At 71.9% G+C, this 13,396-nt stretch carries 12 protein-coding genes; all 12 read left to right on the plus strand.

Annotated elements, in window-relative coordinates; translation table 11 throughout:
• Positions 1-153 precede the first annotated feature (153 nt).
• The 12 genes from OG899_RS22380 to aroB all read left to right on the plus strand — a co-directional run bounded on the left by OG899_RS22380 (position 154) and on the right by aroB (position 13,197).
• Positions 154-810 carry a vitamin K epoxide reductase family protein gene (locus OG899_RS22380; protein WP_168130726.1) on the plus strand — a complete coding sequence of 219 codons (657 nt, stop codon included), beginning with the start codon at positions 154-156 and terminating at the stop codon, positions 808-810.
• A 117-nt stretch (positions 811-927) separates the two neighbouring features.
• Positions 928-2,283 carry a replication-associated recombination protein A gene (locus OG899_RS22385; protein WP_125496111.1) on the plus strand — a complete coding sequence of 452 codons (1,356 nt, stop codon included), beginning with the start codon at positions 928-930 and terminating at the stop codon, positions 2,281-2,283.
• 346 nt (positions 2,284-2,629) lie between these two features.
• On the plus strand, positions 2,630-3,244 hold the full coding sequence (gene rpsD, locus OG899_RS22390; RefSeq protein WP_125496110.1) for a 30S ribosomal protein S4: 615 nt from the start codon (positions 2,630-2,632) through the stop codon (positions 3,242-3,244).
• A 306-nt stretch (positions 3,245-3,550) separates the two neighbouring features.
• Positions 3,551-4,000 carry a DUF948 domain-containing protein gene (locus OG899_RS22395; protein ID WP_185867767.1) on the plus strand — a complete coding sequence of 150 codons (450 nt, stop codon included), beginning with the start codon at positions 3,551-3,553 and terminating at the stop codon, positions 3,998-4,000.
• Between the two features lie 9 nt (positions 4,001-4,009).
• Positions 4,010-4,378, plus strand: a complete 369-nt coding sequence (locus OG899_RS22400; protein ID WP_125496109.1) for a hypothetical protein — start codon at positions 4,010-4,012, stop codon at positions 4,376-4,378.
• Complete coding sequence (alaS, locus tag OG899_RS22405) at positions 4,378-7,050, plus strand: alanine--tRNA ligase (protein ID WP_168130725.1); 2,673 nt, start codon at positions 4,378-4,380, stop codon at positions 7,048-7,050. Before OG899_RS22400 ends, alaS begins: the two co-directional genes overlap by 1 nt.
• The gene (gene ruvX, locus OG899_RS22410; RefSeq protein WP_168130724.1) at positions 7,050-7,514 is read left to right on the plus strand and encodes a Holliday junction resolvase RuvX; all 465 of its coding nucleotides are present in this window, start codon (positions 7,050-7,052) and stop codon (positions 7,512-7,514) included. The genes alaS and ruvX overlap by 1 nt, the downstream gene beginning before the upstream one ends.
• 121 nt (positions 7,515-7,635) lie before the next feature.
• Positions 7,636-9,462, plus strand: coding sequence for an endolytic transglycosylase MltG (gene mltG, locus OG899_RS22415; RefSeq protein ID WP_168130723.1), 1,827 nt, complete (start codon positions 7,636-7,638; stop codon positions 9,460-9,462).
• On the plus strand, positions 9,443-10,282 hold the full coding sequence (locus OG899_RS22420) for a shikimate dehydrogenase (protein ID WP_125496105.1): 840 nt from the start codon (positions 9,443-9,445) through the stop codon (positions 10,280-10,282). Before mltG ends, OG899_RS22420 begins: the two co-directional genes overlap by 20 nt.
• Positions 10,283-10,412: 130 nt before the next feature.
• Positions 10,413-11,597, plus strand: a complete 1,185-nt coding sequence (gene aroC, locus OG899_RS22425) for a chorismate synthase (RefSeq protein WP_125496104.1) — start codon at positions 10,413-10,415, stop codon at positions 11,595-11,597.
• Positions 11,594-12,109, plus strand: a complete 516-nt coding sequence (locus OG899_RS22430; protein ID WP_125496103.1) for a shikimate kinase — start codon at positions 11,594-11,596, stop codon at positions 12,107-12,109. Before aroC ends, OG899_RS22430 begins: the two co-directional genes overlap by 4 nt.
• Positions 12,106-13,197: a 3-dehydroquinate synthase gene (aroB, locus tag OG899_RS22435; RefSeq protein WP_125496102.1), complete on the plus strand. Its 1,092-nt coding sequence runs from the start codon at positions 12,106-12,108 to the stop codon at positions 13,195-13,197. Before OG899_RS22430 ends, aroB begins: the two co-directional genes overlap by 4 nt.
• Positions 13,198-13,396: the final 199 nt, after the last annotated feature.

Genomic DNA, 13,396 nt, shown 5'->3' on the forward strand with positions numbered 1-13,396 from the left:
CCGGCCGCACCGCCGCGCTGCTGACCGGCGCCGTACGGATCCGGACACCCCGGCCGCGGGCGCCCACGTCCTTGCTCCGATCACCGGTGCACCCTCAGCTCCGTGCGGCACAATGACCGTGCCCGCAGCGACTTCGACCGACGGATCGGCGTGATGAGCAAGACGACAGTCAAGGACGTCACCACGGAATCTGAACCACAGGGCCCGACGGCCTCGCCGCGCACGGTGGGCGGCAGCCGCGCCTTCGCCCTGCTGCTGGTGATCACCGGAGCGGCCGGACTGCTCGCCGCATGGGTCATCACGATCGACAAGCAGAAGATCCTCGAGGCCAAGGTCGCCGGGAAGACCTTCACGCCGGCCTGCAGCCTGAACCCGATCGTCTCCTGCGGCAGCGTCATGGAGAGCGAGCAGGCCTCCGTCTTCGGGTTCCCCAATCCCATGCTCGGCCTGGTCTGCTACGGCATCGTGATCTGCGTCGGGATGAGCCTGCTCGCCCGTGCCCGCTTCCCGCGCTGGTACTGGCTGACCTTCAACTTCGGGACGCTCTTCGGGGTCTGCTTCGTCAGCTGGCTGCAGTTCCAGTCGCTGTACCGGATCAACGCCCTGTGCCTGTGGTGCTGCCTGGCCTGGGTCGCCACGCTCACCATGTTCTGGTACGTGACCAGCCACAACATCCGCAACGACCTCCTGCCCGCCCCGCGCGCCGTGAAGAGCTTCCTCGCCGAGTTCACCTGGGTCCTGCCGGTCACCCACAGCGGCGCCATCGCGATGCTCATCCTGACCCGCTGGGGCAGCAGCCTGTGGGCCTGACCGGCCGCCCCGCGGATCCGCCGCGGGTCTGACGGCCGCCCGCCCGGATCCGCGGCCCCGACCGGCCGCCGCCGGGCCCCGGACCGTGCTGTCGGCGATGTGCCATAGGGTTTCAGCGTGGAGCCCGACCTGTTCACCGCCGCAGCAGAAGAACGCCAGGAGAAGGAGCCCTCCGCGAGTCCCCTGGCGGTCCGGATGCGCCCGCGCACCCTCGACGAGGTGGTGGGCCAGCAGCACCTGCTCAAGCCCGGCTCGCCGTTGCGCCGGCTGGTCGGCGAGGGCGCGGGCGGCCCCGCCGGCCCGTCCTCGGTGATCCTGTGGGGCCCGCCCGGCACCGGCAAGACCACCCTGGCGTACGTCGTCTCCAAGGCCACCAACAAGCGTTTCGTGGAACTGTCCGCGATCACCGCGGGCGTCAAGGAGGTCCGCACGGTCATCGACGGCGCCCGCCGCGCCTCCGGCGGATACGGTCAGGAGACCGTGCTCTTCCTCGACGAGATCCACCGCTTCAGCAAGGCCCAGCAGGACTCCCTGCTGCCCGCGGTGGAGAACCGCTGGGTCACCCTGATCGCCGCCACCACGGAGAACCCGTACTTCTCGGTCATCTCCCCGCTGCTGTCGCGCTCCCTGCTGCTCACCCTGGAGCCGCTCACCGACGAGGACATCCGCGGCCTGCTGCGCCGCGCCCTGACCGACGAGCGCGGCCTGAAGTCCGCCGTGGCCCTCCCCGAGGACACCGAGAACCACCTGCTGCGCATCGCCGGCGGCGACGCCCGCCGCGCCCTGACCGCCCTGGAGGCCGCCGCGGGCGCCGCCCTGGACAAGGGCGAGAGCGAGATCACCCTGACCACGCTGGAGGAGACCGTCGACCGCGCCGCGGTGAAGTACGACCGCGACGGCGACCAGCACTACGACGTGGCCAGCGCCCTGATCAAGTCCATCCGCGGCTCCGACGTCGACGCCGCCCTGCACTACCTGGCCCGCATGATCGAGGCCGGCGAGGACCCGCGGTTCATCGCCCGCCGGCTGATGATCTCCGCCAGCGAGGACATCGGCCTCGCCGACCCGACCGCGCTGCCGCTCGCGGTGGCCGCCGCCCAGGCCGTCGCCATGATCGGTTTCCCCGAGGCCGCGCTCACCCTCAGCCACGCCACCATCGCCCTGGCCCTCGCCCCCAAGTCCAACTCGGCGACCACCGCGATCGGCGCCGCCCTGGAGGACGTGCGCAAGGGGCTCGCCGGGCCGGTCCCCGCCCACCTGCGCGACAGCCATTACCAGGGCGCCGCGAAACTCGGCCACGGCAAGGGCTACGTCTACCCGCACGACCTGCCCGAGGGCATCGCCGCCCAGCAGTACGCCCCGGACGCGCTGAAGAACCGCGAGTACTACACCCCGACCCGGCACGGCGCCGAGGCCCGGTACGCGGACGCCGTGGAGTGGACCCGCAGGCACCTGGGTCGAAAGCGGTCCTGAGCACCCTGTAGACTTCGCGAAGCGCTGCGTCCCGTGTCCGGGACCCCGCAAGGGGAACCGGCACCACCAGAGCGGGACATCCAGCCGGAACCCCACCGCCGCAGGGCAGCGGGGATCCAGGAGCGTCGCGCACCGTCGAACGGTGTCGCGGGCAGCCCACCACCACCCGCAGTGCCGGGAGCCGGTCGGTGGGCCACTCGCGTGCTGCACGTTGTGCCCAGACCAGGGGAGCGGCTGCCCCCGCAGGTCCGCATGCGGGCCCGCAGGGTTTCCCCGGCTGCGGATTGCGACCTCCCCTAACCCTGGTGAAGCCGTATTCACACAGAAACACGAGGTGTTCGGTTCCATGGCGAACCAGTCCCGCCCGAAGGTCAAGAAGTCGCGTGCCCTCGGCATCGCGCTGACCCCGAAGGCCGTCAAGTACTTCGAGGCCCGCCCCTACCCGCCGGGCGAGCACGGCCGTGGCCGCAAGCAGAACTCGGACTACAAGGTCCGTCTGCTGGAGAAGCAGCGTCTGCGCGCGCAGTACGACATCTCCGAGCGCCAGCTGGTGCGCGCCTACGAGCGTGCGGCCAAGGTCCAGGGCAAGACCGGTGAGGCCCTGATCGTGGAGCTGGAGAAGCGCCTCGACGCGCTGGTCCTGCGCTCGGGCATCGCCCGCACGATCTACCAGGCCCGCCAGATGGTGGTCCACGGCCACATCGAGGTCAACGGCCAGAAGGTCGACAAGCCGTCCTTCCGCGTCCGCCCCGACGACGTCGTCCAGGTGCGCGAGCGCTCCCGGAACAAGACGCTCTTCCAGATCGCCCGTGAGGGTGGCTTCGCCCCCGAGGGCGAGACCCCCCGCTACCTGCAGGTGAACCTCAAGGCCCTGGCGTTCCGCCTGGACCGCGAGCCGAACCGCAAGGAGATCCCGGTCGTCTGCGACGAGCAGCTCGTCGTCGAGTACTACGCCCGCTGACCCCGCGTCGGCAGGCAGCGACCGCCTCGGCCCGTCGTCCCTCCGCCCCTCGTGGGCGGGCGGGGCGGCGGGCTCGCGTGCATCCGCCCCCGGGCGTCGCGGCCGGTGCGTGGCGCGGCACGGGTGCCGTGGCGGGCCGTGCGCGGTGCGTACGATCATGCTCCGCCGCCGGCCCGTATTCCGGTACGGAGCGCGGTCCGCGGCGCGATAGGCTCGGAGCACGACTTTTCTCGATGGTCCCGGTGTCTCGCGGCGCGCCCTGCGGCGCCCCGGCGCGCATCGGTCCAGGCACGAATCAGGGAGCGGGTGCGCACGGTGTCCGGTGGTGAGGTGGCCGGGATCCTGGTGGCCGTGTTCTGGGCGATCCTGGTCTCCTTCCTCGCGGTCGCACTGGCGAGGCTGGCCCAGACGCTCAAGGCGACCACCAAGCTGGTGGCGGACGTGACCGAGCAGGCCGTCCCGCTGCTGGCCGACGCCTCCCAGGCGGTGCGCTCGGCGCAGACCCAGCTCGACCGCGTCGACGCGATCGCCTCGGACGTGCAGGAGGTCACCGCCAACGCCTCCGCGCTGTCCACCACGGTCGCCTCCACCTTCGGCGGTCCCCTCGTCAAGGTGGCCGCCTTCGGCTACGGCGTGCGCCGCGCGCTGAACGGCCGGAAGGAGGACGTGCCCGCCCGTGCCCCGAGGCGTACCGTGATCGTGGGCCGCACCGTCCCGGCCGCCCGGCGTGGGAAGCGGAACAACCGGGAGAGGTAAGGACTAGCGATGTTCCGCCGTACGTTCTGGTTCACCACCGGTGTCGCGGCCGGTGTGTGGGCCACCACCAAGATCAACCGGAAGCTGAAGCAGCTGACCCCCGACAGCGTCGCAGCCACCGCGGCGAACAAGGCGCTGGAGACCGGGCAGCGGCTGAAGGACCGGGCGGTGGAGTTCGCGCTCGACGTCCGCGACAACATGGCCCGGCGGGAGGCGGAACTCGGCGAGGCGCTCGGCATCGGCGCCGACGCCGGCCCCGCACTCCCCGCGCCGCGGCAGTACGCCGCCATCGAGAACCGCGCCACCCCGCTGTACGCCGAGAAGCAGGTGCAGCGGACCTACCCGTACAACTCGTACAACCGGAATGAGGACCACTGATGGAGTCGGCTGAGATCCGCCGTCGCTGGCTGAGCTTCTTCGAGGAGCGCGGGCACACCGTCGTCCCTTCGGCGTCGCTCATCGCGGACGACCCGACTCTGCTCCTCGTCCCGGCCGGCATGGTGCCCTTCAAGCCCTACTTCCTGGGTGAGGTCAAGCCGCCGTTCCCGCGTGCCACCAGCGTGCAGAAGTGCGTGCGCACGCCCGACATCGAAGAGGTCGGCAAGACCACGCGGCACGGCACGTTCTTCCAGATGTGCGGCAACTTCTCCTTCGGCGACTACTTCAAGGAAGGCGCCATCAAGCTCGCCTGGGAGCTGCTGACCACCCCCCAGGACAAGGGCGGCTACGGCCTGGAGCCGGAGAAGCTGTGGATCACCGTCTACGAGGACGACGACGAGGCCGAGCAGATCTGGCGTGACGTGATCGGCGTGCCCGCCGAGCGCATCCAGCGCCTGGGCAAGAAGGACAACTTCTGGTCCATGGGCGTGCCCGGCCCGTGCGGCCCCTGCTCCGAGATCAACTACGACCGCGGCCCGGAGTTCGGCCCCGAGGGCGGCCCCGCCGTCAACGACGAGCGCTACGTGGAGATCTGGAACCTCGTCTTCATGCAGTACGAGCGGGGCGAGGGCACCGGCAAGGACGACTTCGAGATCCTCGGCGACCTGCCGAGCAAGAACATCGACACCGGCCTCGGCCTGGAACGGCTCGCCATGATTCTGCAGGGCGTGCAGAACATGTACGAGATCGACACCTCCATGGCCGTGATCAAGAAGGCCACCGAGCTGACCGGCGTGGCCTACGGCGACGCCCACGACTCGGACGTGTCCCTGCGTGTCGTCACCGACCACATGCGCACGGCGACGATGCTCATCGGCGACGGCGTCACCCCCGGCAACGAGGGCCGCGGCTACGTGCTGCGCCGCATCATGCGCCGCGCCATCCGCAACATGCGTCTGCTGGGCGCCACCGGCCCGGTCGTCAAGGACCTCCTCGACACCGTGATCGGCATCATGGGCCGGCAGTACCCGGAGCTGATCACCGACCGCGAGCGCATCGAGAAGGTCGCCCTCGCCGAGGAGGCCGCCTTCCTGAAGACGCTGAAGGCCGGCACCACCATCCTCGACAACGCCGTCACCGAGACCAAGCAGGCCGGCGGCACCGTCCTGTCCGGCGAGAAGGCCTTCCTGCTCCACGACACCTGGGGCTTCCCGATCGACCTCACCCTGGAGATGGCCGCCGAGCAGGGCCTGAGCGTCGACGAGGAGGGCTTCCGCCGCCTGATGCGCGAGCAGCGGGAGCGCGCCAAGGCCGACGCCCAGGCCAAGAAGACCGGCCACGCCGACCTCGGCGCCTATCGGGAGATCGCCGACACCGCCGGCGAGACCGACTTCATCGGCTACACCGACACCGAGGGCGAGTCCACCATCGTCGGCCTGCTGGTCGACGGCGTGTCCTCGCCGGCCGCCACCGAGGGCGACGAGGTCGAGGTCGTGCTCGACCGCACCCCGTTCTACGCCGAGGGCGGCGGCCAGATCGGCGACACCGGCCGCATCAAGGTGGACTCCGGTGCCGTCATCGAGGTCCGTGACTGCCAGAAGCCGGTCCCGGGCGTCTACGTCCACAAGGGCGTCGTACAGGTCGGCGAGGTGACCGTCGGCGCCAAGGCCCACGCCCGGATCGACGTGCGCCGTCGCAAGGCCATCGCCCGCGCCCACTCGGCCACCCACCTGACCCACCAGGCCCTGCGCGACGCGCTCGGCCCGACGGCCGCCCAGGCCGGCTCGGAGAACCAGCCCGGCCGCTTCCGCTTCGACTTCGGCTCGCCGTCCGCCGTGCCGCAGTCGGTGATGACCGACGTCGAGCAGAAGATCAACGAGGTGCTCGCCCGCGACCTCGACGTCACCGCCGAGATCATGGGCCTGGAGGAGGCCAAGAAGCAGGGCGCCATCGCCGAGTTCGGCGAGAAGTACGGCGAGCGGGTCCGCGTGGTGACCATCGGCGACTTCTCCAAGGAGCTGTGCGGCGGCACCCACGTGCACAACACCGCCCAGCTGGGTCTGGTGAAGCTGCTCGGCGAGTCCTCCATCGGCTCCGGTGTGCGCCGTATCGAGGCCCTGGTCGGCGTGGACGCCTACCAGTTCCTCGCCCGTGAGCACACGGTCGTCAACCAGCTCACCGAGCTGCTCAAGGGCCGCCCGGAGGAGCTGCCGGAGAAGGTCTCCGCGATGCTCGGCAAGCTGAAGGACGCCGAGAAGGAGATCGAGAAGTTCCGCGCCGAGAAGGTGCTGCAGGCCGCCGCCGGCCTCGCCGAGTCCGCCAAGGACGTCCGCGGTGTCGCCCTGGTCACCGGCCGGGTGCCGGACGGCACCACCGCCGACGACCTGCGCAAGCTGGTCCTGGACGTGCGCGGCCGCATCCAGGGCGGCCGGGCGGCCGTCGTCGCCCTGTTCACCGTGACGGGCGGCAAGCCGCTCACGGTCGTCGCCACCAACGAGGCCGCCCGCGAGCGCGGCCTGAAGGCCGGCGACCTGGTCCGTACCGCCGCCAAGACGCTCGGCGGCGGCGGTGGCGGCAAGCCGGACGTCGCCCAGGGCGGCGGCCAGAACCCGGAGGCCGTCGGCGAGGCCGTGGACGCCGTGGAGCGTCTCGTGGCGGAAACGGCCAAGTGATGCGCAGGGGCCGACGGCTCGCGATCGACGTCGGGGACGCCCGGATCGGGGTCGCCTCGTGCGACCCCGACGGGATCCTCGCCACCCCTGTGGAGACGGTGCCCGGCCGGGACGTCCCGGCCGCGCACCGGCGCCTGGTCCAGCTCGTGGAGGAGTACGAGCCCATCGAGGTCGTCGTCGGCCTGCCCCGCTCCCTCAAGGGGGGCGAGGGCCCGGCCGCCGCCAAGGCCCGGGCCTTCGCCGGCGAACTGGCCAAGACCATCGCGCCTGTTCCGGTGCGCCTGGTCGACGAGCGGATGACCACGGTCACCGCCAGTCAGGGACTGCGTGCCTCCGGCGTGAACGCCAGGAAGGGCCGGTCCGTGATCGACCAGGCCGCGGCCGTCGTCATCCTGCAACAGGCCCTGGAATCCGAACGGGTGTCAGGCCGCGCACCCGGCGAGGGCGTCGAAGTGGCCCCGTGATCGCGATACGGTAACGTTCCGCGCGATGCGCCGGTGTTCGAACAGCGGGCGCACAGCAAGAGGCGGATCGGCAGCCGCACGAGGGGCCATCGGAGTGTCGCCTCGCGGCTCTAGGGGATCGATGACTGAGTATGGCCGGGGCCCAGGCTCCGAACCGTGGCATCCGGAGGACCCGCTGTACGGGGACGTCGGGTGGAGGGGGCAGCAGGGGTACTCCGACCCGCAGTCCCCCTACGAGGGCCACCCGCAGCAGCCGCACCCGTCGCAGTACGGCGACTGGAGCCAGGTCCCGCAGCCCGGATACGACGGGCAGCACCCGCAGCACTACGACCCTCTGGGCGGCCACCCGCAGGCACCGTACGGCGGACACGAGGCACAGCAGCCCGGCTCCTACGACCCGCAGTACCCCTCCCACCAGGGCGGTCCGGAGCACCAGGGCTACCCGCAGCAGCCGGTCGATCCGTACGGGCAGGCGGGCTGGGACGGCACCGGTGCGCATCCGCAGGTGCCCTACCCCGACCCGCTCGACCCGTACGGGCAGCAGCAGAGCGCGGCTTCCGGCCAGGCACAGCCCGACGCGTACGGCGAGGCCGCCGAGGGGTACCCGCCGCCGCAGCCGCCGAACCGCAGGGGAGAGGGGTCCGACGGCGACGCGGACCCCGGCGCCGGGTCCGGCTCCGACGAGCAGGACCACGCCGCGTGGTCGTCCGCCGAGGAGGAGACCGGCAAGGACGACACGGACGACGGGGCCGGACAGCAGACGGCGAAGGCCGACGACCCGGCCGGACGGCGCGGCCGGAGCGAGCGCCGTGCACGCGGTGGCAGGAGCGGCGGCCGGAGCAACGGCGGCAGGAACAACGGGGGCCGCAAGCGCCGCAACGGCATGGCCTGCCTGGTCGTGGCCGTGGTGCTCGGCGGCGGCGCGGCCGGTGTGGTGTGGTACGGCTACCACTTCTACCAGAACCGGTTCGCCCCGGCCCCGGACTTCGAGGGCAACGGCATCGCCGAGACGGTCACCGTGGAGATCCCCGAAGGGGCCGGCGGCTACGACATCGGGCGTGCTCTGAAGAAGGCGGGCGTGGTCAAGAGCGTCGACGCGTTCGTGGCCGCCCAGTCCCGCAACCCGAAGGGCGAGCAGATCCAGGCCGGCGCCTATCTGCTGAACAAGCGGATGTCCGCCGCCAGCGCGGTGGAACTCATGCTCGACCCCCGCAGCCAGAGCAACGTCCTGGTCAAGCCGGGCGAGCGCAACGCCCAGGTGTACGAGGACATCGACAAGCGGCTCGGCCTCGCCGCCGGCACCACGAAGAAGGTCGCGACCGAGGAGTACAAGAACCTGGGGCTGCCCAGCTGGGCGAACGCGAACCCGGACATCATGGACCCGCTGGAGGGCTTCCTGTTCCCGGGCACCTATCCCGCGGCCAAGGGCATGAAGCCCGAGGCGGTGCTGCGGAAGATGGTCGAGCAGGCGGAGAAGGCGTACAACCGGTACGACCTGGCCGCGAAGGCGGGCGACTTCGACCTGTCCAGCCCCCTGGAGCTGGTGACGGTCGCCAGCCTCGTCCAGGCCGAGGGCAAGACCCACGACGACTTCCGCATGATGGCCGAGGTCGTCTACAACCGCCTCAAGCCGACCAACACCGAGACCAACCGGAAGCTGCAGTTCGACTCGACCTTCAACTACCTGAAGGGCGAGAGCAACATCCACATCAGCGAAAAAGAGATCAACAGCAACACCAACCCCTACAACACCTACACCCACGCGGGCCTGCCACCCGGGCCGATCGGCAACCCCGGCGAGGACGCCCTGAAGGCGGCGCTGAATCCGACCCACGACGGCTGGATCTACTTCGTGGCGACCGACGGGGTGAACAAGACCGAGTTCGCCAAGACCTACTCCGAATTCCTGAAGCTCAAGGACAAGTTCGATGCCAGCTCGGGCAACTGAGACCCGCCGGGCCGCCGTGCTCGGTTCGCCCATCGCGCACTCCCTGTCCCCGGCGCTGCACCGCGCGGCCTACGCGGAGCTGGGCCTGACGCACTGGACCTACGACCGGTTCGACGTCGACGAGGCCGCCCTGCCCGGCTTCCTGGAGCGGCTCGGCCCCGAGTGGGCGGGGCTGTCGCTGACCATGCCGCTGAAGCGGGCCGTCATCCCGCTGCTCGACGAGATCAGCGACACCGCCGCCGCGGTCGAGGCGGTCAACACCGTCGTCCTCACCGAGGACGGCCGGCGCACCGGCGACAACACCGACATCCCCGGCATGGTCGCCGCGCTGCGCGAGCACGGCATCGACCAGGTCGACTCCGCCGCGATCCTCGGCGCGGGCGCCACCGCCTCCTCCGCCCTGGCCGCCCTGGCCCGGGTGTGCACCGGGGAGATCGTCGCCTACGTCCGCAGCGAGGCCCGCGCCGACGAGATGCGCCGCTGGGGCGAGCGGCTCGGCGTGGACGTGCGCACGGCCGACTGGTCCGACGCCGCCGAGGCACTGCGCGCCCCGCTGGTCGTCGCCACCACCCCGGCCGGCGCCACCGACGCCCTCGCCGCCGCCGTCCCCGAGCGGCCCGCCACCCTCTTCGACGTGCTCTACGACCCGTGGCCCACCGAACTGGCCGCGCGCTGGTCCCTGGCCGGCGGCGCCGTCGTCGGCGGCCTGGACCTGCTGGTGCACCAGGCGGTGCTCCAGGTGGAGCGGATGACCGGCCGCGCCCCCGCCCCGCTCGCGGCCATGCGCCGGGCCGGCGAGAAGGCACTGGCGGAACGCTGACCTCCGCGTCCGCCTGCTGGACCGGCGGCAAAACTCCCGATCCGGACGTGGGAGGATCGGAGGTGGCGGACCAGGGCAGCGCACCCGGTCGCGCCGTCGCAGTTCCAGGGCGCGAGGATGAGGAGCACCGTTGAGCAGGTTGCGTTGGCTGACCGCGGGGGAGTCCCACGGACCCGCACTCGTCGCCACGCTGGAGGGCCTTCCCGCCGGCGTGCCGGTCACCACGGAGATGGTGGCCGACCATCTGGCCCGGCGGCGACTGGGCTACGGCCGCGGCGCGCGGATGAAGTTCGAGCGGGACGAGGTCACCTTCCTCGGCGGCGTCCGGCACGGGCTGACCCTGGGCTCCCCGGTCGCGATCATGGTCGGCAACACCGAGTGGCCCAAGTGGGAGAAGGTCATGGCCGCCGACCCGGTGGACCCGGCGGAGCTGGCCGACCTCGCCCGCAACGCGCCGCTGACCCGGCCGCGCCCGGGCCACGCGGACCTGGCCGGCATGCAGAAGTACGGCTTCGCCGAGGCCCGCCCGGTGCTGGAGCGGGCCTCGGCGCGGGAGACGGCGGCCCGGGTGGCGCTGGGCGCGGTGGCCCGGTCGTACCTGAAGGAGACCGCCGGCATCGAGATCGTCTCGCACGTGGTGGAGCTGGCCGGCGCCAAGGCCCCGTACGGGGTGTACCCGAAGCCCGCGGACGTGGAGAAGCTGGACGCGGACCCGGTGCGCTGCCTCGACCCGGACGCGTCCAAGGCGATGGTCGAGGAGATCGACCGGGCCCACAAGGACGGCGACACCCTCGGCGGCGTCGTCGAGGTGCTGGCCTACGGTGTCCCCGTCGGACTGGGCTCCCACGTGCACTGGGACCGGCGCCTGGACGCGCGGCTGGCCGGGGCGCTCATGGGCATCCAGGCGATCAAGGGCGTGGAGATCGGGGACGGCTTCGAGCTGGCGCGGGTGCCCGGCTCCCAGGCCCACGACGAGATCGTGCCCACCGACGAGGGCGTCCGTCGGGCTTCCGGCCGCTCCGGCGGCACCGAGGGCGGCCTGTCCACCGGTGAACTGCTGCGGGTGCGGGCCGCGATGAAGCCGATCGCGACGGTCCCGCGGGCGCTGCGGACGGTGGACGTCTCCACCGGCGAGCCCGCGCAGGCCCACCACCAGCGCTCCGACGTGTGCGCGGTGCCCGCGGCCGGCATCGTCGCCGAGGCGATGGTGGCGCTGGTGCTGGCCGACGCGGTGGCGGAGAAGTTCGGCGGCGACAGCGTCGCCGAGACCCGCCGCAACGTGCAGGCGTACCTCGACCACCTGCACATCCGATGAGCGCGCCGGTGGTGGTTCTCGTCGGGCCGATGGGCGTGGGCAAGTCCACGGTCGGGCGGATGCTGGCCGAGCGGCTCGGCACCGGCTACCGGGACACGGACGACGACATCGTCGCCGCCGAGGGGCGGAGCATCTCCGACATCTTCGTCGACGAGGGCGAGCCGTACTTCCGGGCGCGGGAGAAGGAGGCCGTCGCCCGGGCGCTCGCGGACTTCGACGGCGTGCTGTCCCTGGGCGGCGGGGCGATCCTCGACGCGGACACCCGCAGGCTGCTGGCCGGGCACCGCGTGGTCTACCTGTCCATGGACGTGGAGGAGGCGGTCAGGCGCACCGGGTTGAACGTCGCCCGTCCGCTGCTCGCGGTCAACCCGCGCAAACAGTGGCGGGAGCTGATGGAGGCACGCCGCCACCTGTACGAGGAGGTCGCCACCGCCCAGGTGGCCACCGACGGCCGCACCCCCGAGGAAGTCACCGAAGCCGTCCTGGACGCAGTGGAGTTGAAGCAGGCATGAGCGAGGAAGTCACCCGGATCCACGTCGGCGGCACCGCGGGCACCGACCCCTACGACGTGCTCGTCGGGCAGCGGCTCCTCGGCGAACTGCCCGGCCTGATCGGCGACCGGGCCAAGCGGGTCGCCGTGATCCACCCCGAGGCGCTGACGGAGACCGGCGAGGCGCTGCGCACCGACCTGGCCGAACAGGGGTACGAGGCGATCGCCATCCAGGTCCCCAATGCGGAGGAGGCCAAGACCGCCGAGGTCGCCGCCTACTGCTGGAAGGCGCTCGGCCAGTCCGGCTTCACCCGCTCCGACGTCGTCGTCGGCGTCGGCGGCGGCGCCACCACGGACCTGGCCGGTTTCGTGGCCGCCACCTGGCTGCGCGGCGTGCGCTGGGTCGCCGTCCCCACGACCGTGCTGGGCATGGTGGACGCCGCCGTGGGCGGCAAGACCGGCATCAACACCGCCGAGGGCAAGAACCTGGTGGGCGCGTTCCACCCGCCCGCGGGCGTGCTGTGCGACCTCGCCGCGCTGGAGTCCCTGCCGGTCCACGACTACGTCTCCGGCCTGGCCGAGGTCATCAAGGCCGGCTTCATCGCCGACCCGGTGATCCTCGACCTGATCGAGTCCGACCCCGAGGCCGCGCGCACCCCCGCCGGACCGCACACCGCCGAGCTGATCGAGCGCTCGATCCGGGTGAAGGCGGACGTGGTCTCCGCGGACCTGAAGGAGTCGGGCCTGCGCGAGATCCTCAACTACGGCCACACCCTCGGCCACGCCATCGAGAAGAACGAGCGCTACACCTGGCGGCACGGCGCCGCGGTCGCCGTCGGCATGCACTTCGCGGCCGAACTGGGCCGGCTCGCGGGCCGCCTGGACGACGCCACGGCCGACCGTCACCGCACCGTCCTCGAAGCGGTGGGGCTGCCCCTGCACTACCGCTACGACCAGTGGCCCAAGCTGCTGGAGACGATGAAGGTCGACAAGAAGTCCCGCGGCGACCTGCTGCGCTTCGTCGTCCTGGACGGCCTGGCCAAGCCCACCGTCCTGGAGGGCCCGGACCCGGCCGTGCTGCTCGCCGCCTACGGCGAGGTGGGCCGCTAGCCCACGCCGCGCCGCCCGTTCGACCCGCGTGCGCCCACCGGGCGCCGAAGGCATGTCAGCACCGGTGCGTTTTCCGGCGGTTGCGCCGGTTTGCGGTCGGTTCGCCTGCGCGGAAGGGCCCTGGGGACCGTCCCCGGCCGTTTCACCATCCCGCGGCCGGGGACGGTACCGTTCGAATGGCAGCGGGGATCGGGCCCGC

It is taken from the genome of Streptomyces thermoviolaceus (assembly GCF_045209695.1).
Classification (GTDB): Bacteria; Actinomycetota; Actinomycetes; order Streptomycetales; family Streptomycetaceae; genus Streptomyces; species Streptomyces thermoviolaceus.